The following is a 24,749-nucleotide window of genomic DNA, read 5'->3' as shown; positions in this document are numbered from 1 at the left end:
TGGCGGACCATCAGGGGCGGTGGTTCGTCTGCGATGGGAGGCTCGACGGGGAAGGGGGCGAGTGGCGAGGAGAGTGGCTGTGGCAGGTCGTCGGTGCAGGTGGTGGCGTGGGGTCGGCGTGGTCGGATTGGCGGCCGGAGCGGCGATAGGCGGGGCCGGGGTGGGGTGGGCCGAGGACGGGCCGGCGGCCGTGGCGCTGCTGGAGAAGCCGCCGGTGGCGCAGGCGATGGACGGGGACAGGCCGTTGGCCGGCACGGGGGAGGTGACCAAGGAGTGCGCCAAGGCGGGGGCGTGCAGCTTCCGGCTGTACGACCGGAAACCGCGTGAGTTCACCAGCGGGGTGCTGTCGGTGGGCAACGCGGCGATCAACTGCACCAACGGCGAGATGGAAGTCGACCGCACCGTCACCTTCGTGACCAGCAGCACCGACAACATCGGCGGCGAGATCTCCGGCAAGGCGGCGATCGAGGGAGGGGTGGACACCACGGTGACCGTCTCGGCCTCGGGCACCCTGAAGCCCGGGATGGACAACAGCATCACCCAGTTCGGGCCGAACAAGGACAAGGGCCCGTCCACCGGGGACACGGTGAAGAACAGCTTCGAGGCCCCGGTGACGGTGACCGGCTCCAACGCGCTGCACCTCGGCGTGAAGGCCAGCTACGAGTCGGCGTTCAAGGCGTCGTTCTCGAAGACCTGGCAGGTGCAGACGACGGAGTCGACCAGGGTGGTGTTCAAGGTGAAGGCCAACGACGAGGTGCAGTTCGGGGTGGCCAACGCCAGCTCCCGGACGGTCGGCGAGCTGCTGGTGAACGGGCTGGGCAAGCTGATCAAGAACGTGGCGGTGGACAGCCCCTCCACCGTCAACGCCAGCTCGGTGGTCGCCCAGACCTTCTCGGCCAAGGACAAGTGCCTCTCGCTGCGGGCCGTCCCGAGCGGGCTGGTGGAGACCGCGCCGATGCCGGCCGGCCGGGTGCCGGACGCGGTGTACGTGCGGACCGCCCTGGGCACCTGGGAGCAGCGGTGAAGCGCCGGGCGGTGCTGCCCACCGCCGTGCGGTCCGTCGCCGGGGGGCCCGCTGCCGTGCTGGCCGCGCTGCTGCTGGCCGTCGGGCCCGGGGCCGGGCCGGCCTTCGCGGAGCCGGGGGCGGAGGAGCAGCCCGCCGCGCAGGCCTTCGACGGGGAGACGCCGATCGCAGACGCCCCCGCGGTGGCGCGGGGCTGCGGCCAGGCGTACGGGTGCGAGTTCCGGCTGATCCCGGGCCTGTCGCGGGAGCTGACCACGGCGGTGTCCTCGGTGGGCAACGGGGTGATCAACTGCACCGACGAGGCGATCACGGTGCACCGCACGGTGGTGCTGGAGTCGAGCACCACCGACAACATCGCGGGCGAGATCTCCGGCAGCGCCACGATCGAGGGCACCATCGACAACACCACCGACGTGACCGGCAGCGCGGGCATCAGCAACACGACCAGCGGCAGCCACACCGACAGCACCGCGCCGAAGGACAAGGGCCCCAACGCGGACATCGCCAACGGCGGTTCGGTCAACGTGGCCGGCACGGTGACCGGGGCCGGCCAGCTCAAGCTGAGCGCCAAGGCCTCGTTCACGCTGGCCTTCGCGGCCCGGTACTCGCACGAGTGGAAGCGGACGGCCACCGAGACCACCCAGGTGATGTTCACCGTGAAGTCGGGCGACCAGCTGCAGTTCGGCGTGCTGAACGCGATGACCCGGACGGTCGGCGACCTGCTGGTGCAGGGCGCCGCCAAGCTGATCAAGGGCGTGGTGGTGGACAGCCCGTCCAGTGTGAACGTCAGCACCGTGGTCGCGCAGACCTTCACCAACAAGTCCGCCTGCCTCTCGCTGCGCCCGACCAAGGCGGCGGCGAACGGGCTGCTGGAGGTGCCCCCGAGCAGCGTCCCGGCCGGGGTGGGCGAGCGCTACCGGCTGGGGGCGGACGGGAGTTGGGCCGCCTTCCCGGCCTCGGGCAGGTAGCGGCGGCCGACGTGCTCCAGGTACCGGTCGGGGGAGGCGAAGGGCCGATCCTGGGCGCCGCGGCGGTGCAGCTCCACCCGGCCGTCCGGGTGCAGCCGCAGGGTGGTGGTGGCGGCCCGGGGGAGGTCGCCGCCGGGCCCGGCCAGGTCCAGGACGGGGACGGTGGGCGGGAACATCGCCTCGGCCTCGGCGGTGGCGGCGACCGGCCGGTGGCCGGTGCGGTTGGCGCTGCTCACGTAGAGCACCGGGTGCTCGGCGAGCAGCGGCAGCACCGGCTCCCAGCGGGCGCCGAAGAGCATGGTCCAGCCGTCCCGGGTGGCCGGGGCCAGCCAGTCGGGGACGGGCGCGCCGGGGCGCAGTGGGAGCAGCAGGGTCACCCGCTCCTCGGCGAGCAGCCGGTCGGCCGCGAGGGCCTGGGCGGGGCGGAGGTCGAGCACCCGGCCGAGTTCGGCCAGGGTGTCGCGGTGGTGGGCCCAGAGCGCGACGGCCTGGTCGGCCGGGCGGCCCTTGGCCGCGTTGACGGCGGCCGGGTCGGTGCCGGCCACCACGTGGGTGAGCGGGGCGGGGTTGGGCAGCACGACGGCGGCGCCCCGGCGCAGCGCGGCCCGGACGGGGTCGGTGGTCATGCGGTGGCTCCGTCCGGAGTCGGGGTGCGGGTGCCGAGGCCGTCGAGGTAGGCGGCGAAGACGGTGTCCGGCACCACGGCCTGGTTGGTGCGGTAGGCGCGGGCCTTGACCCAGCCGAGGGCGGCGGCAGCCTGGGCCTGGTCCAGGGTGTGGCCGAGCCGGGCGGCGACGGCCGTGACCACCCGGAGACTGGCCAGCTGGGTCAGCACCACGGTCGGGGTGGTGCCCAACAGGCTTTCGGGGTCGAAGGGTTGAAACAGCTCGGGATGGACGAACGGCGTGCCGGTGGAGATCGTGCCGACTCCCGTGCCGACGATCGGGGTGGTCACGGTCAGCGGTACGCCGGTCTCGGCGGAGACGGCTGCGGCGAGCCGCGGGAGCCCGGTGAGGCTCGGGGTGGTCCACCAGGGCGGGGTCTCGGCCCCGAGCAACTCGGCGGCCCGGGCGGGGTCGTGGGCCAGCAGGAAGAGCAACTGCTCGGTGGCGGCCATGCCGCTGCGCTCGGCGAGGCCGAGCCAGGAGGTGGCCAGCACCCGGACGCCGGTGCGCAGGGCCGCCAGGTTGTTGGCCAGGCCGAGGCCGAGGTCGTTGTGCAGGTGGGCGGCGAGCACCACCTCGGGGTCGACGGCGGCCCGTACCCGGCTGAACAACCGTTCGGCGTCGAAGGGCAGTTGGGTGCCGACGGTGTCGGCGAGCACCACCGTGCCCGCGCCGGCGGCGGTGAGCACGCTCGCGTGGGCGGCCATCAGCCCGTGGTCGGCGCGGGAGGCGTCCGCGAAGCAGAGGTCCACGGCCACCCGTTCGTCCAGGTCGCGGGCGGCCTTGACCAGATCGGCGGCGGCCGACAGCGCCTCGGCGGCCGGGCGGTGGGTCATGGTGTGCGCCATCGCCTCCGAGGCGGGCACCACCACCATGACCCGGGCGTGCGCGGTGCCCCGGACGGCGGCCACGGCCTGGCGGACATCCGCCGTCTTGGCCCGGCAGACCGCCGCCACGCTGACCGCGCCCTCCGCCTCCACGGCCACCCGCCGGACGGCCTCGTACTCCTCGCCGCAGACGGCCGGGAACCCGGCCGCGAACACCACGTGCCGCGGCCCGTCCGCCCCGAACATCCGCCCCTGCTCGCGCGCCAGCCGGACGCGGAAGGCCGCCGACATCAGCGTCTTGGCCTGGGCGCCGTCCCGGGCCGACTCTTCCCAGAGCACCACCAGCCCGGCCCGCGCGGACTCCCGCACGACATCCCGCTCCACCAGCAGCCCCCAGCCCGGCCCCCGCACACCGGAGGCGACCGAAACCGGACTCTAAGCCACCGGATCGGACATTGCGAACCCGCTTGCGCAGCCGCCCGGTTACCCGCTAAGAGGGAGGGTTCGGGTCCGCACCCAGGTGGGCGGGGCGTCGAGGGTGAGCAGCCGCTTGTCCGGGTTGGCGCCGTTGTCGGGGGTGCCGGCCGTGGGGCGGGCGGCCCCGCAGCGCTGGAGCTCGACCTCGGTGAGCGGGCCGGTGCGCTGGAAGTAGCGGTCCGGGAGGGCGACGGCCGGCAGGTCGAAGGTGGCGTCCAGCCGGTACTTGTTGCGGGAGTTGGTGAAGCTGCCGACCACCCGCTCGCGGGCGGGCTGCACCTCGATCCAACTCACCTCGCCCGGCTGAATGGTGGGGTTGAGCGACTTGGTGGAGGTACGGCTCCAGGTCAGCGGGTTGCTGGTGGAGACGGCCGCCGCGTTGCCGCCCTGGGCCGCGTACCCGGCGGCGGCCTGGGCGGCCAGGTTGGGGCGGCTCTGCGAGAGGTCCGAGCGGCTCGGCACCAGCGGTGCGCCCTTGAGTGCGTAGTACTGGGTCAGGTTGTCGTACGGCGGCTCGGTCACCTCGATCCTGCGGTCGTCCACGATCGGGTTGCGGGTGCAGTTGAGGTACACCTCGCCGACCACCCGGGTCTGGCCGTAGTACCGGTAGGAGTACCGACTGTCCACCGTGAAGGTGCAGTTGGCCGCCGAGCCCTCGCAGTCGTCCACCGCCACGCCCGGCTCCAGCGGTTCGTTGCCGCGGTACGCCTTGGGGCCGGGCAACTGCTCCTTGGTGATCTTCTGGTCCACCGGGGCCGGGGTCTGCTTGGCGGTCACGTTGGTGATCAGCGGGCCGCAGGAGAGCGAGGCGCGCTTCTCCTGGGAGTCGAAGGAGACCATCGGGTTGTCCTCGGTGGCCGTGAAGGAGAAGGCCCGGCCGGTGGTCCAGTTGGCGGTGCCGACGGTGTCGGTGCCCTTGGTGGTGACCACCGGGTCCTGGACCGGCCCGGGGGCCACCAGCGAGACGTTGTAGGTCTGACCGTCCTTCAGCTGATCGGCGGTGCACTGCGCGTAGACGCCCGGGCTGTCGTCCCAGCTGAGGGTCACCCCGGAGCCCGCCTTGACGCCCCAGAGCCGGGTGCGCAGCGAGAGGGCGGCGCCGTTCCAGTTGAGGGTGGCGGCCTGGTAGCCGAGCGGGTGCTGGGCCAGGGTCTTGCCGAAGACGGCGCCGGTGTTGTTGTCCGGCGCCCAGTCCGGGTGGCCGGCCGCCGTGCCGTTGTCCGGGGCCACCGGTTGGGCGAAGGTGCCGTTCGGCACCTGGGCGTCCGCGGTGTCGGCGGCCGAGGCGGGTGGGACGGGGCTCACGGAGAGACCGAGAACCAATACGGTGAACCAGAGTTGACGCTTCATCAGCAGTACCACCACTGGTGCGGCGGGACGGGTGATTCGCCGGGCTGGACGTCGGCGACCAGCGCGTCGGGCAGCGCGCAGAGGCCGGCGGCCGCGGTGTTTGGGTCCTGGTCGCGGGGGATCTTGCCGAAGTCGGCGACGGCCTGGGTCTCGTTGGCGATGCCGGTCTTCTCGGCCTTGCCGTCGCCGGCCACGCTCGCCAGGCAGTTGCGGTCGGTGGCCGGGCAGTTGTCGATCTTCGCCTGGCCGCCGGCGGCGTTCTTGCAGGCCGGACCGGAGGCGGCGTCGCCCGCGCAGGGGTCGTTCTGCTTCGGGGGCGAGGGCGGCGGGGCGGTCTGCTTGGCGGCCACGTTGGTGACCATGGGCTTGCACTGGGTGTCCGTGGTGACGGTCGAGGTGAAGGAGATCTGTGGGGCGTCCTCTGCTGCGGTGAAGGAGTACGTCCGGCCGAGGTACCAGTTCGCCTTGCCGATATTGGGATTGGTGGCGAACTTGCCGGGCTGGTTGGCGGTGCCCGCGACGGTCACGGAGTACGTCCGGTTGGCGATGCCTGCGGCGCACCGGTCGGGGTTGTCGTCCCAGCTGAGTGTGACAGTGGCGCCCGCTCGAACGCCGCGGATCCGGGTGCTGAAGGGCTGTGTGGTCGCGGGGTCGGACAGCGTGAGCGCCTGGAAACCCTGGGGGTGGTTCGCGCGACTGACCGATGCGAGCCCGCCGCCACCGCTCCAGCCGTCCGGGGTCGACCCCCAGCCGGGATCCGGCACCGTCGGCGAGGAGAGCGTCCCGTTCGGCACCACGGCCGGTTCGGTGTCCTCGGCCCCCGCCGGCGCCGGGGCCGCGAGGGCGATGGCGCTACTGAGGGTGATGACCAGGAGTCTGGCCCGCTGGATGCGCAACACGGTCTCTCCCACTGAATTCGGTACGGATGTCCGACATTTGTGCGTTCGTGAACTGAAGGGAAGTCAGGCTCAGTCGTTCATGCTTCGGGCCTTCGTCACGTTCTGCAACCGCTGACGGGCCGACAGGGCGATGACGAACGATCGCCCTGGGCCAACGGTGTGGAAAGCGGTTCGGAACCGCACGGTCGTTCTGGTGGTTGGGCATGGATGCCCTCGGTCCGATTTCCACTTCCAGCTGCGGCCGTGCGGCCAGGGTGTCGTGCGGCCGGTTCCCGAGGGACTCGCCGTGACACTCCGCTTTCGACCCGCCCGCCGGGTCAGCACCGCCCTGCTCGCGCTCGCCCTGCCCGTGCTGGGCACGGCCGCCGCCCTGGCCGCCGAGCAGCACCCGAACGGCACCTCCCCGGCGCGGGTCACCCAGCCGCTGCGCCCGGGCCTCGTGCACGGCGAGCCCGTCCACCGCGCCCCATCCCCCCGAACGTGAGGACTCAGATGCACCCGCTCCGCCGCCTGCCCGCCACCGCCGCCCCCGCGCTGGTGCTCGGCCTGGCCCTGCTCGGCCCGCTCGCGCTGCCCGGCGCCACCGCCTCCGCGTACGACCTGCGGGTGCGGTCCTGGGGCGTGAACACCAACGGCCAGCTGGGCGACGGCACCAAGACCCAGCGGCAGACCCCGGTCTCCGTGGTGGGCCTCTCCGGCGCCGAGCTCAACACGGTGGTGGCCGGCGGCAGCGGTGCCAACGGCTTCGCGCTGGCGCTGCTGGCCAACGGCACCGTCGAGGCCTGGGGCCGCAATGACAAGGGCCAGCTCGGCAACGGCACCAGCAGCGCCACCGACGACTACGCCGTACCGAGCCTGGTGGCCGGGCTCGGCCAGGTGGACGCGGTCGCGGCCGGCGGCTCGCACGCGCTGGCCCTGCTCAAGGACGGCACGGTGAAGGCCTGGGGCGCCAACGACAAGGGCCAGCTGGGCGACGGCACCACCAACGCGGGCGCCACCACGCTCCCGGTGACGGTGGCCGGGCTGGACGAGGTCAAGGCGATCGCGGCCGGCGACACCTTCAGCATGGCCCTGCTGAAGGACGGCACGATCAAGACCTGGGGCAACAACGACAAGGGCCAGCTCGGCATCACCGCCAAGCCGGCCAAGTCCACCGACCCGGTGCCCAAGCCCACCGTGGCGACCCGGACCACCGCCATCGCGGTGCCGGAGCTCTCCACCGTCAAGGGCATCGCGGCCGGAGCCTCGCACGCGCTGGCGCTGCTCGCCGACGGCTCGGTGATGGCCTGGGGCAACAACTCCAACGGCCAGCTGGGCGACGACACCGCGACCACCACCGGCACCGGCGCGGTCAACAACGACAAGCCCTACCCGGTGCCCGTCCTCGAGCTCAGGAACGTCACCGCGCTCTCCGCCGGGGCCGCCCACAGCATCGCGCTGCTCCAGGACCGCACCCTGCGCGGCTGGGGCAACAACACCAACGGCCAGGTCGGCGACGGCACCCTCACCCAGCGCACCACCAGCGTGCCGATCCCCGGCCTGACCGGGGTGGTCGGCATCGCCAGCGGGGCCTCGCACAACCTCGCTGTGCTCGCCGACGGCACCGTCCAGGCCTGGGGCCTGAACGACAAGGGCCAGCTCGGCGACGGCACCCTGACCCAGCGCCCCACCCCGGTGCAGGTGCTGGCCAAGTCCGGCAACGTCTCCATCGTCTCCGCGCCCTCCAACGGCAACTTCAGCCTGGCGCGCTGACCGCCCCCTCCGCAGGAAGGCACCACATGACCAACTCCCGTACCCGACGCCTGCGTCCGGTCCTGGCCGGCGCGCTGGCCGCGCTCACCGCCTTCGGCCTGGCGGCGACACCGGTCTCCACCGCGCACGCCCAGGAGAAGCGGCTCAAAGCCTGGGGGAACAATCGCTCGGGCCAGCTGGGTGACGGCACCTGGACCGATTTCCGTACCACCGCCACCACCGTTCTCGGGCTGACCAGCGCCGAGGTGGTCAAGATCGCCGCCGGCGGGTACGGGCCCACCAACGGGCACGGGCTGGCCCTGCTGACGGACCGTACGGTGCAGAGCTGGGGCGCCAACGGCTCCGGGCAGCTCGGCGACGGCTCGGTGTTCGGTCACAACGCGCCCGGGCAGGTGGTCAACCTCTCCAGCGCCACCGACATCGCGGCGGGCGGTGCGCACAGCCTCGCGCTGCTGGCCGACCAGACCGTGGTCTCCTGGGGCAAGAACAACTATGGGCAACTCGGCAATGGCACCAACATGGACAGCAGTGTGCCGGTGCGGGTCGAGGGCCTCAACAAGGTGATCGCGATCGCCGCCGGGCTCAACCACAGCCTCGCGCTGCGCGAGGACGGCACGGTCTGGGCCTGGGGCTACAACATCAACGGCCAGCTGGGCGACGGCACTTCGGCCAGCCGCAACGTGCCCTCCCCGGTCGCCAACCTGACCGGCGTCACCCGGATCGCGGCCGGCTGCAACCACAACCTCGCGCTGGTCGGCCCGCCGAGCGCCACCACCAAGCCCACCAGCGGCAACGCGGTCAAGGCCTGGGGCTACAACGCGACCGGCCAGCTGGGCGACAACAGCACGATCAACCGCTACACCCCGGTGGACACCCAGGGCATCTGGCTCGGCGGCGTCTCGCAGATCGCGGCCGGCTGCAACCACAGCCTGGCCGTCACCGACAGCGACAACCGCCTCAAGGCCTGGGGCCAGAACACCTCTGGCCAGATCGGCGACGGCACCACCGACTACCGGATCACCCCGGTCTCCGTCCCGGACATCAAGGGCGTCCAGCTGGTGGCCGGCGGCCGCGAGCACACCGTCGCCCTGCTCGGCGACAACACCGTCCGCTCCTGGGGCGCCAACGGCTCCGGCCAGCTCGCCAACGGCACCACCACCGACAGCCCCACCCCGGTCACCAGCCTCACCGCGCTGACCGGCGTGGACAAGATCGCCGCACCGGTGGGCGGCGACTTCAGCCTCGCCAACTGAGGCAGCCCCGCTCCGACGGGCCCGGCCGCCCCGCGCGGCCGGGCCCTGCGGCTGACCTGGTGGCTCCGCGCGGCCGGGCCCTGCGGCCGACCCGCTGGTGTGTCCCGCCTCGGTTCCGGCGGTGCGCCGGGGGAGACTCGGGCGTGCAGACTGGGCCGGACGCGGATCGGGGGAGTGGGATGCAGACGATCGAGGGCGGGCAGGCGCGGGTGTGGCGGGCCGCCGCGCAGGGCATCGGGGGTGGGCGGCGGGCCCGCTCGGTGGCCGAGGTGCTGGCCGGGGCGTTCGCGATCCAGGCGCAGGACGCCACGGCGGCGACCCTCGGGCTGCGGGCCCGGGCGCCGGGTTTGGCGGCGGCCGAGGTGGTGCGGGCCCGGGAGGAGGAGCGGAGCTTCGTCCGGGGGTGGTTCATGCGGGGCACGCTCCACCTGGTGCCGGCCGCCGAGGCGCGCCGGCTGACGGCGCTGCTCGGCCCGGTCTTCCTGAAGCTCAGCGCCCGGCGGTACCGCGAACTCGGCCTGGGCGAAGACGAGTTGGCCAAGGGCGAGCGGGCGGTCACCGAGGCGCTGGCGGCCGAGGGGCCGCTGACCAGGGCCGAGCTGACGGCCCGGCTGGCCGGGGTGGGCCTCGACCCGGCCGGGCAGGGGCCGTTCCACCTGCTGCGGCGCTGCGCCCTGCTCGGGCTGATCTGCTACGGCCCGGAGCGGGCGGGCGAGCCGGCCTTCGTCCTGCTCGACGACTGGCTCCCCGCCGACCCGCGCCCGTTCGACCGCGCGACGGCGGCCCTCGACCTCGCCGGCCACTACCTCACCGCCCACGGCCCGGCCGGGCTCGCCGACTTCGCCGCCTGGTCCGGCCTCCCGCCGGCCAAGGCCCGCCCGGCCTGGCAGGCGCTGACGGAGAGCGGCGCGGGCCGGCCCTGCGTGCTGGCCGGCCAGGAGTGCCTGCTGCCGCCCGGTCTGGACCGGATCGAGGCGGGCGGTGACCTGCGGCTGCTCCCCGCCTACGACAACTACCTGCTGGCGTACCGGAGTCGGGACCTCTCCGTGCCGCCCGGCCAGGAGCGCCAGGTCTGGCCCGGCGGCGGCCAGCTCCGCCCGACCGTCACGGTGGACGGCCTGGCCCGGGCGACCTGGGCCCGGCGGGCCGGCGCGGTCGAGATCACGCCGTTCGACGGGCTCGCGGGTGACGAAGCGGCGGCCGTGGAGGCCGAGCGCGCGGACATCGCGCGCTTCCTGGCGGGGGATTGACGGCCCGCACTCCGTGCGGTGCACGGTTGGCCGGCCGCCCTGCAGAATGACCGCCATGACGTGGGACGGGTTGGTCGATGTGGGCGACGGGGACGTGTGGGCGGCGGACAGCGGGGGTGACGGGCCGCCGCTGGTGCTGCTGCACCCCGGAGTGGGCGATTCGCGGATCTGGGACCGGGTGCTGCCCGGGCTGACCCCGCGCCGCCGGGTGATCCGGTACGACGTGCGCGGCTACGGCCGTTCGCCACGGCCCACCACCGGCTATTCGATGTTGGCCGATCTGCAGGCGGTGCTGGCGCGGCTCGGGGTCGACCGGGCCCACCTGGTCGGCTGCAGCATGGGCGGCGGCACGGCGCTCGGCTTCGCGCTGCGGGAGCCCGAGCGGGTCGCTTCGCTGGCGCTGCTCTGCCCCGGGGTGCTGGGCTTCCCGTGGCCGGCCGAGCCGGAGCTGGACGCCGAGTACGACCGGCTGGTCGCGGCCGGCGACCTGGACGGGCTGACCGCCTACGGCCTGCGCGAGTGGGCCGCCGCCGGCCCGGACCCGGCCGTGGCCGCCCAACTGCGCTCCGCCGCCCTGGCCTGGCCCACCGAGGACCGCCACCAGCAGCCCGACCCGCCGGTCTTCGACCGCCTCACCGAACTCGCCGGACTCACCGGGGCGCCCACGGCGGTGCTGGTCGGCGAGCTCGACCGCCGTCCGGCGATCGACTGCGCCGAGCAGACCGCCGCCCGGCTCGGCCGCGAGCTGGTCCGCCTGCCGGGCGTGGACCACCTGCCGCCGCTGCGGGCCCCGGGCGCGACCCTGCGCCTGATCGAGCAGGTGACCGGCGGCTGACGGCGGCTCAGCGGCTCCTCGGTGGCTGCTCAGCGGCGGGAGATGCGGGTGGCGAGGGTCAGCGAGAGGAGGAGGACGGCGGCGCCGGCGGCCCAGAGGAGCGGGAGCCAGGCGTGGAGGGCGGTCAGGGTGAGGTGGAGCCGGACGGCGGCCACCATGACCAGGGCGAGCGGGAGGGTGGTGCCGAGGACGCTGGTCCGCGCATAGCCGTAGCGGAGCAGGAGCGGCAGCTGGATCGCGATGTTGAGGGCGAAGAGGGCCCAGGAGAGGGTCAGGGCGGTGGCGAGGGTGCGGCCGGCGAAGGGGGTGCCCTCGGCGCGGGTGAGCAGGAGGGCCAGTGCGGTGCCAGTGCCGGCGGTGGCCAGGAAGCTTGCCAGGGCCCAGGCGTAGTGGCCGAGCACGAGGGCACGGCGGGGGACGGGGAGCACGGCGTAGAGGGTGTCCAGCCCGGACTTGTCGGCGACCACGAAGGGCTGGACGGCCACCAGGGGGGCGAGCAGCAGGGCGAGGGCCGGGACCAGGCCGGCCGGGGTGCGGGCCAGGATCAGGGTCATCAGGCCGAGCACGAGCAGCGCCTGGGTGCGGTAGGGCGCGACGGTGCGCAGGTGCAGCACGGCCACCTTGGCGACGGCGCTCATGCGGCCACCCCGCCCCGGGCCGACGTACCGGGGGCGGCGGAGCACGGCTGGGGCGAGCCGATGTGGACGGCGATCTCGTCCAGGGTGGGGGCCTCCACCAGCACGCGGTCGCCGAGGAGATCGGCCTCCTCGGTGCTGACCAGGGCCTGGACGCCGGCCGAGGTCCGCCGGGCGCCGATGAGTTCGACGCCGACCAGGTCGAGCAGGTCCGCCGGACCGCCCCGCACCACCCGGTAGGAGTCGATGATCTCCTCCTTGGGGCCGGACCGGACCACCCGGCCGGCGTGGAGCAGGGTCAGGTAGTCGCCGATCCGGTCCAGGTCGGTGGTGATGTGGGTGGAGAACAGCACGCTGTGCTCCTCGTCGAGCAGGAACTCGCCGATGATGCCCGCGAGTTCGTCGCGGGCCACGGGGTCGAGCCCACTGGTGGGCTCGTCCAGCACGAGCAGCCGGGCGCGGTGCGAGAGGGCCACGGCGATCATCAGCTTCATCGCCATGCCCCGGGAGAGCTCCTTGACCCGGGCCCGCGGGTCGAGGTCGAACTCGGCGAGCAGCTGCCGGTAGCGGTCGCCGTCCCAGCGGTCGTAGAAGGGTCGCAGCGTCCGCTCGACCTCGCCGAGCCGCCAGTCGCCGACCAGGTACCCGTGGTCGAGCACCACGCCCACGTCCTGGCGCAGGGCCACCGGCCCGGGCACCCGGTGGCCGAGCAGCTCGATCTCGCCGGAGTCGATCCCGCGGATGCCGAGCAGGCAGCGGATGGCGCTGGTCTTGCCGGCCCCGTTGGCCCCGATCAGGCCCATCACGTAGCCGGTGGGCAGTTCGAAGCTCAACTCGCGCAGCGCGAAGCCGCTGCTCACGGTGGTGCTCACGTCCCTCAGGGCGAAAGCGAGTTCACTCTGCACCGGTGGTCCCTCCCCGTGGTGCCGACTGCGGTCGGTTCAGTGTCGTTCGTGCTCGGAGAGCAGCAACCCGTCCAGGATCTCCAGGAGTTCGGCGCGGTCGAGCCCGGCCCGCCGGGCGGCGTCCAGGGCGCTCTGGAGGCCCTCCTCGACCTGGCGGAGCAGCTGCTCGCGGACGAGCGCGGTGTCGAGCGGCAGCACGTACGCGCCCTTGCCGGGGACGGTGGCGATGAAGCCGTCCGCCGCCAGCTCGGCGTAGGCGCGGGTGGTGGTGATGATGCTGATCCGCAGATCGCGGGCGAGCGCCCGGACCGACGGCAGGGCCTCGCCCTCGGCGAGCTCGCCCGCCAGCACGGCGGTGCCGATCTGGTCCTTGATCTGCTGGTAGAGCGGCACCCCGGAGCTGTTGGACAGCACCACGCGCATCAAGGCCCCCGTCTCGGGTCGACTGTACGTATCGACTATATACAGTCAGTACGGTGAGTGGAACCGGGTGGGCCGGGACGGGTTCTACGATGGCGGGATGAGCACCGGCGCCCCGATGGCAGATGCACACCACTCGCACCAGCAGGCGCCCGGCGGCGCGGACCGCCTGGAGGTGGCCGCCGGGATGCTCGCGCTGCTCGCTGACCGGACGCGGCTGGCGCTGGTGGAGCGGCTGGGGCAGGGCGAGGCGGACGTGGCCACGCTGACCGAGGCGGCGGGGGCGGCCCGGCCCTCCGTCAGCCAGCACCTGGCCAAGCTCCGGCTGGCCGGGCTGGTCTCGACCCGGAAGGAGGGGCGGCGGGTGGTGTACGCGCTGCGGCACGGCCACCTGCGCCGGCTGGTCGACGAGGTGCTCAACGCGGCCGACCACCAGATCGGTTCGCTCCCGCCGCACGACTGACGGGCCGTACCGGCCGTGCGACTGAGGGGGGTACCGGTCGCGCGGCCGAGGGGGCGTACTCGCGGTCAGGCCGCCCGGCCGGTGGCCGGCCATCGGCGGTGGAGTTCGTCGATCACGTAGTCGTGGGTGTGCTGCCAGCCGCCGGGGGCGGCGGTGGCCGGGCGGGCGGGGCCGGCCTCGGCGAGGTGCGGGTGGGTGTGGTCCAAGGTGCTGTGTACGTGGGGGAGTTGCACGGTGTCCTGGGCGGGCCAGAGCCGGGTGGCCAGGACGGCGGCGGCCAGCGCGAGCAGGCCCAGGGTGAGGGCGGCGGTGGGCAGGCCGGCCGTGGCGCCGAGCCAGCCGGCCAGCGGGTAGGTGAGCAGCCAGCAGCCGTGCGAGAGGGAGAACTGCGCGGCGAAGGCGGCCGGCAGGTCGGCCGGCGCGGCCGAGCGGCGGATCAGCCGCCCGGTCGGGGTGAGGATCACCGAGCAGGCCGCGCCGAACGCCGCCCAGGCGACCAGCAGGGCCGGCCAGCGCCAGCCGCCGCCGTGCGCGGTGGACGCGGCGGCGAGCAGTCCGAGCAGCCCGGCCACGGTGTAGGCGGCGGGCAGCATCAGCGACCGGTCGCCGCGCCGTTCGAGCACCCTGGGCAGCAGCAGCGCCGTCACCATCGAGCCCGCGCCGTACGCGCCGAGCGCGAGCGGCACGTCGGAGCCGGCCCGGTGCAGGTGGTCGCGGACGTAGACCACGGTGTTGACGGTGACCGCCGCCCCGGCGGCGGCCACGGCCAGGTCGAGCGCGAGCAGGGCGCGCAGCCGCGGGGTGGCGAGGAACAACCGGGTGCCGGCGGTGGCCCTGGCGTACGCGCCTGCGGCCCGGGCCGGCGGGAGGGGCAGGGGCAGCGCGGTGGAGACCACCAGGGCGGCCGAGGCGAGGAAGCCGACCACGGTGCCGAGGAAGAGCTGGTGGTAGCCGACCAGGGTGAGCAGCGCGGCGGCCAGCGCCGGGCTGAACAGGCTCTCCAGGTCGTAGGCGAGCCGGGAGAGCGACAGCGCCTGGGTGTACTCCCGCTCCTCCGGCAGGAGTTCGGGGATCACCGACTGGAAGGTGGGGGTGAACGCGGCCGAGGCGGTCTGCAGCAGGAAGATCAGCACGTACACCTGCCAGACCTGCCCGACGAACGGCAGGCTGAGCGCGACCGCCGCCCGGATCAGGTCGGCGCTCACCAGCAGGGTCCGCCGGGGCAGCCGGTGGGCGAGCGCGCCGATCACCGGCGCCAGGCCCACGTACGCGACCATCTTGATCGCCAGTGCCGTGCCGAGCACCGAGCCGGCGTCGGCCCCGGCCAGGTCGTAGGCGAGCAGGCTGAGCGCCACGGTGGCCAGGCCGGTGCCGACCAGGGCGATCACCTGGGCGGCGAAGAGGCGGCGGTAGGTGCGGTGGCGCAGTACGGAGATCATGCGGGCCGTCCTGGCTCGGCGGGGTCCGGTAGCCGGGCCCGGTGGGGTCCGGTAGCGGCATGATAGCCATCATGTGCGCATGAATGCACATGTTGATGCGAGGATCTGTCGCCTCGCGGAACGACCGGCGCGCGGGCGAGGTGGCCGCCCTCGACCTCGGAAGTCGGGTGCCCGCACGGCCGGCCATCGGCGAGGATGCCCACCATGATGATCGACGCACCCAGGCCGGCGGACGCCGAGCAACTCGGCCCGCTGCTGCTCCGGGTCTGGCTGGAGACTTATCCGCACCCGGCGGCCGGCATCGACGAGGAGTGGATCCGGGAGCAGCGCGGCTCGGCCGCCACGGCCGAAGGCATCGACCAGTGGCGGGAGTTCATCGCGGCTGCGCAGCGCGAGCCCGAGGTCTCGTACTGCCGGGTGGTGCGGCGCGGCACCGGACTCGTCGGGGTGATCTGCGGGTTGCGGGGCGAGTTGGTCACGCTCGGGCCGATGTACCTGCTCGAGGAAGTCCAGGGCAGTGGGCTCGGCGGCCGGTTGATGGCCGAGTTCCTGGCCTGGGCGGGGAGTGACCCGATGGCACTCTGGGTCACCGAGTACAACGAGCGGGCCGTGCGGTTCTACCGGCGGTACGGGTTCGAGCCGACCGGGGAGCGGGAGCTCTGGCGGGGGCGCCTGCCGAATCTGCGGATGGTGCGTGACGGTGGGAGTGGTGGGGGTGATGGGGCAGGAGTGATCGGTGGTGTGGCAGGGTCGGGGGATGCCTTTCGATCACAATGACCACTATCACCGGCTGCTGGTGCGCCAGTTGCCCCGAGGCTGCCGGACGGCGCTGGACGTCGGCTGCGGCACGGGCCGGTTCGCCCGCCGCCTCGCGGGGCTGGGTGTGGCCGTGGACGCGATCGACCCCTCGGCCGAGGTGATCGCGGCGGCCCGGGCGGCGGACGGCGGGGCGAACCCGCAGTACCGGCAGGCAGACATTCGGGAGGCCGAACTGCCTTGCAGGCGCTACGAGTTCATCTCCTGCCTGGCCAGCCTGCACCATGTGCCGTTCGAGACGGTCACGGTGCTGCGGGAGGCGCTCGCGCCCGGGGGCGTGCTGGTGGTGCTGGGCTGCTACCCGGAGCGGAGCCGGCTGGACTGGGCGTGGAGCCTGGCGGCCGTGCCGGTCAACGCGGCGGCGCGGCTGGCCGTCTGGGCGGCTGAGCGGCTGCGGCGCGCGCCGGCAGCGGCGGCGGAGGCGGAGGCGGTGCAGGCTCCGGTGCGGCCGCCGACCATGACGCTGGCGGAGATCCGGCAGGCGGCGGCGGAGCTGCTGCCAGGGGCGAAGGTACGGCGGCTGCTGTTCTGGCGCTACCTGCTGGTCTACCGGGCGGACGGGCCGGTGCTCTAGCGGCGCCGGTGGTGGCGGCCGAGTGCGAGGGTGCCGCCGGCTGTCGAATACCTCACCGGCCTGCACGGCAGCGGCCGCTACCTGCGGCTGGCCCTGACCACCCGGGCCACCCCGTACGCCTTCTCGGCCGGGTGCACTACTACGGCGGGCGCCGGCGGGCGGATCGCCCTCGGCGACGCCCTGGAACTCGGCCCGACCTACGGCGTCGGTCCGCAGACCGTGCTCGCCCACCAGGCGGGCGGCCCGGCGGCCACCGAGCAGGCCGAGGACGCCGCCCCGGACCCGGCCGACCCCGACCGGCCGGTCGTCGGCGACCTGGTCATCGGCGTCACCGCCAGCGGCCGCACCCCGTCCGTCCTCGGCGCGCTCGCCGCCGCCCTGCTCTCGGGCGGCCCGGCCGCGCCGGCGGCCGCCCGCGCCGACCTGCACGTGCTGCTCGCCACCGGGCCCGAGGTGATCACCGGCTCCACCCGGATGAAGGCGGGCACCGCGCAGAGGCTCGCCCTCAACATCTTTCACGTCGAGCAGGACCCCGGGCTCAGCGTGCTGTCACGCACCGGCCTACTGGCCCGGACCGCGGGCCGAGGCCCTACGGCAGGTGCTCGGGCAGCACTGTCACCGCGTGTCCGGACCGCCCCCGCTGCACCGGCTTCAGTGACGCCCGGAACGTGGGCTTCCCCGAGAGAACTCCGCGACCTGCAGATCCGTGTCCGCGCCGAGCAGCAGGCGCCGGGCTGGCAGGCCCGCCATGCGATCCGCTCCGGCATCGAGGGCACCCTCAACGCGCTCACCCGCAGACACGGCATGCGCCACCGCCGCTACCGAGGCTGACCGAAAGCCCACGGACGACACGTACGCACAGCCATCGCCGTCGACATCCAACGGCCCAGCGGTCGACCCGTCAGTGAGGGACCCCTGCCGCCGAGACCTCCGCCCGCCTACCAGAGCCTCCTGGACGAGCACGACATCGCCCGACCGAAGCCCTGCGGACTCCCGGAACTTGAGCCCTGTCCTTCGCGATCCCCGGCAGAGTCAACGTGTGAGGCTGCGTCTGTCGAGGCCGCGCGCCCGTTGAGGTCGATGGCGGTCACCTGCCCGACCGGCGTGCTGCGCCTGCATCGACTTGTCCGTCCGTCCAGGTACGGCCGAGCACATTGCCGATTTCGGCAAGCGCGTTTCCGCCCCTGCCGATCGGCGGCCGTGCCTCGCTACCTTCCGCGTGCAGGGGAGCCGTGGTGAGCCGCAGCCGGCGCGGCGAGGGCTCACGACGACCTGAAAGCATGTCTGAGAGCTGGGAGCGCGCAGCGGTGGGTACGAGCAGAGCACGAGTACGTCGAGTGAGCCGGAGGGGAGGGCCGGGAGCAGTGCTCGCCGTGGTGGCGTTGCTGGCGACACTGCTGGCGGTGCCGCCAGCGAGTGCCGCACTCGCAGGCGCGACCATGGCGGCGGCCCACATCACCGAGGCTGGTGACAGTGCGTCGGCGAAGGCGGCGGCCCGGCGCCAGCACAGTAGGGTCGAGATCCTCGACCAGCGCACCGAGCGCCGCCAGGTCTTCGCCGAGCCGGGCGGCGGCTATACGGTCGAATCCTCCCTGGTGCCCCGCCGGGTGCGCAACAACGGGGTGTGGACGGTGCCGGATCCGACTCTGGAGCGGCGCGCGGACGGTAGTGTCACACCGCGCGCCACGCTGGGCGGCCTGACCATCTCCGGAGGCGGTACCGCACCGCTGGTGCGGTACGGCACGGACGGTCATATGATCACGCTCGGCTGGCCGCACCCCCTGCCGACGCCTGTGCTTGCGGGTGACACCGCGACCTACGCCGAGGTGCTGCCCGGCGTCGACCTGCGGGTGCACGCCGATCTGGACGGCTTCCACCATGACCTGGTGGTGAAGTCCCGTGAGGCCGCCGCCAACCCGCAGCTCGACCGGCTGGCCTTCCCGGTCCAGGCCGACGGCCTGTCGCTGACCGCCGACCGCACCGGCGCGATCCGGGCCGTGGACGGCCAGGGCCGCACCGTGCTGGCCGCCGCTGCGCCGACCATGTGGGATGCGCCGCGTCCTCCTGTCGGTCCGGTCGGCCGGGTGCCGCGGGAGCAGGCCCCGGCGGATGAGCAGGACTCCCGGCCGGCACCGCTGCATGAGGCCAAGGTCGGCGTCGAACTGCACGGCGGCGCCATCACCCTGACACCGGATCGCGCGCTGCTGGACGCCCCCGGTACCCGCTACCCGGTGGTGATCGACCCTGATCTCGCCGCGCCCCGCAACGGCTGGACCATGGTGCAGACCGGCGCCACCGCCTCGCACTGGAACGGCCAGGGCATGGACTTCCTCGCCCCGGCCGGCCAGCGGATGTTCGTCGGCCGGATATACGGCGACAGTGGGGTCTCCCGGTCCCTGGTCCAGTTCGACCTGCCGCAGGACCTCTTCGGCGCCCAGGTGACGGATGCCAATCTGGAGAACATCGTCAACACCTGGGCCTCGTCCTGTGCGGCCAGTTCGCTGGAGGCCCGGCAGGCGCCGTGGATCGACGGCGGCACCGTCATGGACAGCCTGCCCGGTGACAAGAACACCTACTGGCCGATGAGTTCGACCTGGGTCAACTCCGGTGGCCGACCGGGTTGCGGCGGTGACAACCGGTCCGGCATCAACGTACTCGGCCTGGTCACCGACCGGATCGCGCGCGGCGACCACTTCGTGTCGATCCTGCTGGCGGCCGGTGACGAGGACAACGGCAACCTCTGGAAGAAGTTCGACGAGAACCAGGTCACCCTGCGGGTCAGTTACAACCACAAGCCGAACAGCCCGAACGGCCTGGCCACCGACCCGCCACTGCCCGCGCCGTGCCGCTGGTGCGGCGGCGTGTCCTGGTACGGCGCTCAGGCGATCACCCTGCGGGCAAACCTCTCCGACCCCGACGGCGGCGACCAGGTGGCACCGACCTGGAGCGTCACCGGGAGCAGCTCCGGTACCACCCAGCCCGGCGACGGCGCCGGTGCCCAGGGAGTGCGTGATCACGTCCTCGGGCTGGACGGATACGACGGGCAGCAGGTGAGCTGGTCCGTCAAGTCCAACGACGGCCGGCTCGACAGCGACTGGGCGGGTGGTCCGGCCTTCCGTGTGGAGCGGCACGAGGTGGCTGCCCCACCGACCGTGAGCGGCTCGCTCTACACCCCGGACAACGACTGGCACGGTGGCCCGGGCATCCCGGACACCTTCAGCTTCGGCCCCGCCGGTGTCGGCGACATCGACCACTACCTGTACGGCTGGTCCGATCCGCCGACCACCCAGGTGGACGCGGTCGCGCTCGGCGGTGGCGCGAGTGCCGTCCTGGCGCCGACCGGCGACGGGCCGCGCGATCTGTACGTCCGCAGCGTCAACCGCTCGGGTCACCAGAGCAGGACCACCGCCTACCACGTCTATGTCCGGTCCGGTAACGGTCCATTGGCGCAGTGGCCACTGAACGGAAACGGCAAGGACACGGCGTATCTCGGAAGCCGGGACGCCACCGCGCACGGCACGGTGAGCTGGCGGCCCGGCGCGGTCGGCGCGGCGGTGCATCTCGATGACACCACCGGGTACCTGACCGCGCCGCACACAGTCCGTACCGACCGGAGCTATTCGGTCTCGGCATGGGTGAACCCGGACCGGCCGGCCGCCGCCGGGGAGGCCCTGACCGCCGTCGCTCAGGAGGACAGCGGCCCCGCCTCGGCTTTCTACCTCGGCCAGCGCGGCTCCGGCTGGGCGATGGTGCTGGGCAAGCAGGACGGCACCGGGGCGATCGCCGTCGCGCAGTCCGGCGACAACACCGCCCAGGCGCAGGCCTGGACCCACCTGACGGGTGTCTACGACGCGGGCGTGGGACAGGTTCGGCTGTACGTCAACGGACGAATTGTCAGCACGGCGCCGGTGAGCGGAAGCTGGCTGTCGAGCGGCCAGTTGGACATCGGTCGGGCCCGGTTCGCCGGGCGCCCCGTCGACTTCTTCCCCGGTGCCATCGACGAGGTCAAGGTGTACGACCGGGCGCTCTCGGACGCGGCAGTGGCCTCGCTGGTCGCCGCGGACAACGTCCAGGTCGGCCGGTGGAGCTTCGACGAGGGCAGCGGCAGCACCGCGAGCAACGCGGCACCAGGCGGCCAGGCGGTGGTGCTGACGGACGGCGCCTCGTTCACCGCCGACGGTGCGGTGGGCAGTGCCCTGCACCTCGACGGGAAGACCGGCCAAGCGGCCTCCGCCTCCGGCGTGCTTCGTACCGGAGGCAGCTTCACCGTCTCGGCCTGGCTCAAGCCCGACCGGCTCGCGGGCCCGGGCGGAGCGATCACCGCGCTGTCCCAGGACGACGCCAACGCGAGCGGGTTCTATCTCCAGCAGCGCGACGGCCAGTGGATGTTCATGATGGTCAACGCGGCCGGCACCAGCACGATCGCGGCCCCGATCTCGGGCACCGCCTATCCCGCGACCCCAGGAATCTGGACTCACGTCACCGGCGTCTACGACGCACCCGCCGGCAAGGCATACGTCTACGTCAACGGTCGGCAGGCCGGTGTCGGCAACGTGACCCCGGGGGCGGCCTGGAACGCGGGAGGTCCGCTCGTCATCGGTCGGGCCCGCACCACGGCCGGCAACGTCGACTGGTGGCCCGGCTCGGTGGACGAAGTGCGGGCCTACTCCCGTGCGCTGGCCCCGGAGGAGGTGCAGGCGCTGGTGGTCGGTGACAACGTGGCGGCGGGCTCCTGGCCGCTGAACGGATCGTCCCTGGACGACTCAGGCCGACACCGCAACGGCACAGTGGTCGGCGCCCCCGGCTACGTCCCCGGCCCGGCGGGCAGCACCGGCAGCACCGCGACGGGCATCAGCCTGGACGGCGTCAAGGATGCAGTCGACGTGCCCAACACGGTCGACACCACGAAGAGCTTCGGGGTCTCGGCCTGGGCGAAACTCGACCACTGGGCCAACTACCCGGCCGTGATGGCCCAGGACGCCGGCCAGATCGCCGGGTTCAACCTGGAAGCCACCGCGGACCACCGCTGGGCCTTCTGCGTGGCCACCGCCGACACCGACAACGGGCCCTGGACCTGCGCTACCTCCGACGGCCCGGTCTCGCTGAACACCTGGACCCACCTGGCAGGCGTCTACGACGCGGCCAAGGGACAACTCCAGCTCTACCTCAACGGGGCCCTGGCCGGCGCCGTCGCGGTGACCGGGCCCACGATCGCCTCGGCGGGCAAGCTGCACCTCGGCCACGGGCAGTGGAACGCCACCGGGGTGGACTTCTGGCCCGGTGCCATCGCCGGTGCCAAGGTCTATACCCGGCCGCTGTTCGCCGCCGAGGTGGCCACCTTGGCCGGCCGCGATCTGAACCTGGTGCACGACTGGCCCCTCACCGAGACCACCGGGGGCACCGCGGGCGACGCGGCCGGCAGCCGTCCGGCCACCCTCACCGGCGCTGCCGCCTTCGGCCCCGGGCGCACCGGCAACGCGCTCCTGCTCGACGGAGTGAACGCGGCCGCTGCCAGTACGGGCGTCGACCTGCGCACGGACCAGTCGTTCACCGTCTCCAGTTGGGTGTACCTCAACGCCAAGAACCCTCAGGGCCTGGACCCGGCCCAGCTCACCGCGGTGAGCCTGGACGGCAGCACCGGCGCGAAGTTCCGGATCGGCCACCTGGTCGACTCCGACAACGCCGCGTTCGGCGCCTGGATCTTCGACATGCCGGAGAGCGACGGCGGCCAGGTCACCAAGGCCGCGGTCTCCACCAAGCAGACCGAACTCAACACCTGGGTCCACCTGGTGGGCGTCTACGACCAGGCAGGCAAGAAGCTCTGGCTGTACGTCAACGGCACCCGGATCGGCGACGGCACCCTGCTCAACGCCTGGAACGCCCAGGGCCCGCTGGAGATCGGCCGGGCCAGGGTGTCCGGGCAGTCCGCCCAGTACTGGCCGGGCAAGGTCTCCGACGTCCGGCTGTACACCGGAGCCCTGGACAAGGACCGGATCTCCACCCTGTACGCCTCCTACCCGGCGCAGGCCGCCCCCGAGGCGCTGCCGACGCCGGACGGCAGGTGGTCCTTCGACGAAGGACAGGGCACAACCGCGGCCGACACCTCGGGCAAGGGCAACACCGCTACCCTGCAGGCGGGTGCGAGCTGGATCGGCGGCCGAAAGCAGTCGGGTGTCAAGCTCGACGGCAGCAGCGGATGGGCGGAGACGGCTCGCCCGGCGCTGGACACGACCCAGAGCTTCTCCGGGGCGCTCTGGGCTTACCGGACCGCCGCCCCGGCGGGAGCCAACCAGACGATGCTCGCCCAGGACGGAGACCGGGTGTCCACCTTCCTGCTGCAGTACAACGCACCCAGTGGCCGCTGGGCCGTGGTGCTGCCGAGCTCGGACGCCGACAACCCGGGGGGCGTCGTGGTGACCTCCGCCACGCCGGCGGCCCATGACGAATGGACCCACCTGGCGTTCAGCTACGACGCGGCCGCCCATCAGGTCCGGCTGTACGTCAACGGCCGGCTGGACGCCGTGCAGTCCGGCGTCAGCGCGCCCGCGGTGCCCTCGGGCAGGGCTGGTCCGCTGACCATCGGCCGGGCCAAGTGGAACGGCACCAGGTGCGACTTCTTCGGGCTGGCACTCGACGAAGTCCGGGTCTTCGGACGGGTGCTGACCGAGGGCGAGGTCCGCGCCCTGCACGCCGATGTGCCGGCTGCGGACGGCGTCGACCTTCGCTTCGACGACGCCCCCGGCGGCAGTACCGCCAAGGATTCCAGCTGGCGGCACGACGACCTGACGCTCAGCCGGACAGGCGCGGCGCTGACCGGCCAAGGCCCGGTGGGCGGCGTGCTCCAGCTCGACGGGGCCACCGGCTCCGGGAGCACCGGACAGGCCGGGGCCTCGCTGAGCGACTCCGTCACCGTCTCGTCCTGGGTGAACCTCGCGAAGAAGGACCACACCGGCACGGCCGTGGCCCAGGACGGCGCACGGGTCTCCGCGTTCGCCTTGCAGTACCAAGCCTCCTCCGACCGCTGGGCGTTCACCGTCCCGGCCGTGGACGCCGACGGCGCTGCCCGACTCAGCGCGGTATCCGACGCCTCGCCGCAGTCCGGCAGCTGGACCTACCTGGTGGGGCAGTACGACTATGCGCTGCGCCAGTTGCGGCTCTACGTGAACGGCCGCCTGGCCGGTCAACGGGACGGTGTCGTCGCGCCGCCGATCGCGGGAAACCTGACGGTGGGCCGGGGCAAGGCCAGTGGCGCACCGACCGACTACTTCGCCGGTCAGCTCGCGGACGTCACCGTCCAGACCGGCGTGCGCGGTACCGCGGACATCGCGGCGCAGGCGGCCGGCCCAGCTCCCGCGGGTGGCCAGCTCGGCCGGTACGTCGACGGTGCGGGCCGCCACTACACCACCGGCGACACCGGCGGTCACTGGCAGCAGTCCACCGCGATCCCGGTCGGCTTCCGCTTCGATGCGGCTCTCGGCATGCCGGCGCCGGCCGGTGCCCCGAACACCCGGATGCTCTACTCCTGCCGGTACCAGGGCGGCGAATTCACCTCGGACCAGGCGACCTGCGACGGCTACGAGAAGATCGGCGCTCTGGGTTCCGTCTACGTCACCGCCCCCACCGACCAGCCCAGCCTGCCGCTGTACCGCTGCTACAACAGCGGCAACGGTGACCACTGGGACTCCGTCCACGACAACTGCGACGGGATCCAGGGCGGCGCCAAGGAGCTGACCCTCGGCTTCGTCCGCGCCTACGCCATGCTCTCCCGTTACGTGCAGCCGACCACGTGGCAGCACCGCAGCAGCATCGGCGGTGTGCCGCCCCGCCTGACGTGGGAAGGCCCGGCCGGCGCGCTGCCGTTGACCCAACTTCCCGGCACCCAGCCGCTCCACTCCTGCCTCACGACGGGCGGGGACGTGTTCAGCTCCACGGACCCGAGCTGCGAGAGCACCGGGGCGACCGACCTGGGCATCCAGGGCTACCTCTGGACCAGTGCTCCGGCCGGACTGCCCAGCCACCCGATCTGGCGCTGCGTCCTGAAGGACTTCGGCAACAGCCACCTGGACTCGATCCAGTCCACCTGTGAGGGCCAGACGATGGACAGGCAGCTGGGTTACCTGCTCAACGACGTCTGATCACCGCCGCTGCCGGGCCGGCCCGCGATCGGCCGGCCCGGCAGCTCCAGCCGACCGTACCG

The 24,749-nt window shown here is 73.2% G+C and carries 20 protein-coding genes; 12 read left to right on the top strand and 8 right to left on the bottom strand.

What is annotated here, in order from left to right:
* Positions 1 to 79: 79 nt before the first annotated feature.
* Together CFP65_RS04595 and CFP65_RS04590 are read left to right on the top strand one after the other, a co-directional pair.
* Positions 80 to 1,024, top strand: coding sequence for a hypothetical protein (locus CFP65_RS04595; RefSeq protein ID WP_158702037.1), 945 nt, complete (start codon positions 80 to 82; stop codon positions 1,022 to 1,024).
* Positions 1,021 to 1,992, top strand: a complete 972-nt coding sequence (locus CFP65_RS04590) for a hypothetical protein (RefSeq protein WP_104814867.1) — start codon at positions 1,021 to 1,023, stop codon at positions 1,990 to 1,992. Before CFP65_RS04595 ends, CFP65_RS04590 begins: the two co-directional genes overlap by 4 nt.
* On the opposite strand, the gene CFP65_RS04585 is transcribed toward CFP65_RS04590, so the two are convergent.
* From CFP65_RS04585 to CFP65_RS04570, 4 genes are all read right to left on the bottom strand, one after another.
* Positions 1,938 to 2,618 (bottom strand): hypothetical protein, encoded by a 681-nt coding sequence (locus tag CFP65_RS04585; protein ID WP_104814866.1) that lies wholly within the window; start codon positions 2,616 to 2,618, stop codon positions 1,938 to 1,940. The genes CFP65_RS04590 and CFP65_RS04585 overlap by 55 nt on opposite strands.
* Positions 2,615 to 3,853, bottom strand: a complete 1,239-nt coding sequence (locus CFP65_RS04580) for a 2-isopropylmalate synthase (protein WP_254552227.1) — start codon at positions 3,851 to 3,853, stop codon at positions 2,615 to 2,617. The genes CFP65_RS04585 and CFP65_RS04580 overlap by 4 nt, the downstream gene beginning before the upstream one ends.
* Before the next feature lie 114 nt (positions 3,854 to 3,967).
* On the bottom strand, positions 3,968 to 5,311 hold the full coding sequence (locus tag CFP65_RS04575) for a hypothetical protein (RefSeq protein WP_104814865.1): 1,344 nt from the start codon (positions 5,309 to 5,311) through the stop codon (positions 3,968 to 3,970).
* Positions 5,311 to 6,210, bottom strand: coding sequence for a hypothetical protein (locus CFP65_RS04570; protein WP_158702036.1), 900 nt, complete (start codon positions 6,208 to 6,210; stop codon positions 5,311 to 5,313). The genes CFP65_RS04575 and CFP65_RS04570 overlap by 1 nt, the downstream gene beginning before the upstream one ends.
* Before the next feature lie 286 nt (positions 6,211 to 6,496).
* Here CFP65_RS04570 and CFP65_RS38700 point away from each other — a divergent pair, with 286 nt between their 5' ends.
* From CFP65_RS38700 to CFP65_RS04550, 5 genes are all read left to right on the top strand, one after another.
* Positions 6,497 to 6,694 (top strand): hypothetical protein, encoded by a 198-nt coding sequence (locus CFP65_RS38700; RefSeq protein WP_158702035.1) that lies wholly within the window; start codon positions 6,497 to 6,499, stop codon positions 6,692 to 6,694.
* The gene (locus CFP65_RS04565; RefSeq protein WP_158702034.1) at positions 6,691 to 7,962 is read left to right on the top strand and encodes a hypothetical protein; all 1,272 of its coding nucleotides are present in this window, start codon (positions 6,691 to 6,693) and stop codon (positions 7,960 to 7,962) included. Before CFP65_RS38700 ends, CFP65_RS04565 begins: the two co-directional genes overlap by 4 nt.
* A 26-nt stretch (positions 7,963 to 7,988) precedes the next feature.
* On the top strand, positions 7,989 to 9,215 hold the full coding sequence (locus CFP65_RS04560) for a hypothetical protein (RefSeq protein WP_254552226.1): 1,227 nt from the start codon (positions 7,989 to 7,991) through the stop codon (positions 9,213 to 9,215).
* 179 nt (positions 9,216 to 9,394) lie between these two features.
* Positions 9,395 to 10,465 carry a winged helix DNA-binding domain-containing protein gene (locus CFP65_RS04555; RefSeq protein WP_104814862.1) on the top strand — a complete coding sequence of 357 codons (1,071 nt, stop codon included), beginning with the start codon at positions 9,395 to 9,397 and terminating at the stop codon, positions 10,463 to 10,465.
* A gap of 55 nt (positions 10,466 to 10,520) precedes the next feature.
* Complete coding sequence (locus tag CFP65_RS04550) at positions 10,521 to 11,300, top strand: alpha/beta fold hydrolase (RefSeq protein ID WP_104820649.1); 780 nt, start codon at positions 10,521 to 10,523, stop codon at positions 11,298 to 11,300.
* Between the two features lie 29 nt (positions 11,301 to 11,329).
* Here CFP65_RS04550 and CFP65_RS04545 read toward each other — a convergent pair whose 3' ends face one another.
* From CFP65_RS04545 to CFP65_RS04535, 3 genes are all read right to left on the bottom strand, one after another.
* A complete protein-coding gene (locus CFP65_RS04545) occupies positions 11,330 to 11,938 on the bottom strand; it encodes an ABC-2 transporter permease (protein WP_158702033.1) in 609 nt (202 codons plus the stop codon).
* Entirely contained in the window at positions 11,935 to 12,807 is an 873-nt protein-coding gene (locus CFP65_RS04540; protein WP_158702032.1) for an ABC transporter ATP-binding protein, read from the bottom strand. The genes CFP65_RS04545 and CFP65_RS04540 overlap by 4 nt, the downstream gene beginning before the upstream one ends.
* Positions 12,808 to 12,876: 69 nt before the next feature.
* Complete coding sequence (locus CFP65_RS04535; protein ID WP_104814859.1) at positions 12,877 to 13,263, bottom strand: GntR family transcriptional regulator; 387 nt, start codon at positions 13,261 to 13,263, stop codon at positions 12,877 to 12,879.
* Positions 13,264 to 13,378: 115 nt separating this feature from the next.
* Between CFP65_RS04535 and CFP65_RS04530 the strand changes: the two genes are divergently transcribed.
* Positions 13,379 to 13,723 carry an ArsR/SmtB family transcription factor gene (locus CFP65_RS04530; protein ID WP_371682517.1) on the top strand — a complete coding sequence of 115 codons (345 nt, stop codon included), beginning with the start codon at positions 13,379 to 13,381 and terminating at the stop codon, positions 13,721 to 13,723.
* A 65-nt stretch (positions 13,724 to 13,788) separates the two neighbouring features.
* Here CFP65_RS04530 and CFP65_RS04525 read toward each other — a convergent pair whose 3' ends face one another.
* Positions 13,789 to 15,162: an MFS transporter gene (locus CFP65_RS04525; protein WP_104814858.1), complete on the bottom strand. Its 1,374-nt coding sequence runs from the start codon at positions 15,160 to 15,162 to the stop codon at positions 13,789 to 13,791.
* A 204-nt stretch (positions 15,163 to 15,366) separates the two neighbouring features.
* Here CFP65_RS04525 and CFP65_RS04520 point away from each other — a divergent pair, with 204 nt between their 5' ends.
* From CFP65_RS04520 to CFP65_RS04505, 4 genes are all read left to right on the top strand, one after another.
* Positions 15,367 to 15,939, top strand: coding sequence for a GNAT family N-acetyltransferase (locus CFP65_RS04520; protein ID WP_158702031.1), 573 nt, complete (start codon positions 15,367 to 15,369; stop codon positions 15,937 to 15,939).
* On the top strand, positions 15,920 to 16,552 hold the full coding sequence (locus tag CFP65_RS04515) for a bifunctional 2-polyprenyl-6-hydroxyphenol methylase/3-demethylubiquinol 3-O-methyltransferase UbiG (protein ID WP_104814856.1): 633 nt from the start codon (positions 15,920 to 15,922) through the stop codon (positions 16,550 to 16,552). Before CFP65_RS04520 ends, CFP65_RS04515 begins: the two co-directional genes overlap by 20 nt.
* A gap of 30 nt (positions 16,553 to 16,582) precedes the next feature.
* Entirely contained in the window at positions 16,583 to 17,383 is an 801-nt protein-coding gene (locus CFP65_RS04510; RefSeq protein ID WP_104814855.1) for a hypothetical protein, read from the top strand.
* A gap of 572 nt (positions 17,384 to 17,955) precedes the next feature.
* Positions 17,956 to 24,687, top strand: coding sequence for a LamG domain-containing protein (locus tag CFP65_RS04505; RefSeq protein WP_158702030.1), 6,732 nt, complete (start codon positions 17,956 to 17,958; stop codon positions 24,685 to 24,687).
* Positions 24,688 to 24,749: the final 62 nt, after the last annotated feature.

This window comes from Kitasatospora sp. MMS16-BH015 (genome assembly GCF_002943525.1).
GTDB lineage: Bacteria > Actinomycetota > Actinomycetes > Streptomycetales > Streptomycetaceae > Kitasatospora.
The sequence above is the reverse complement of the archived record's forward strand: the minus strand, read 5'-3'. Positions and strand labels throughout refer to the sequence as shown.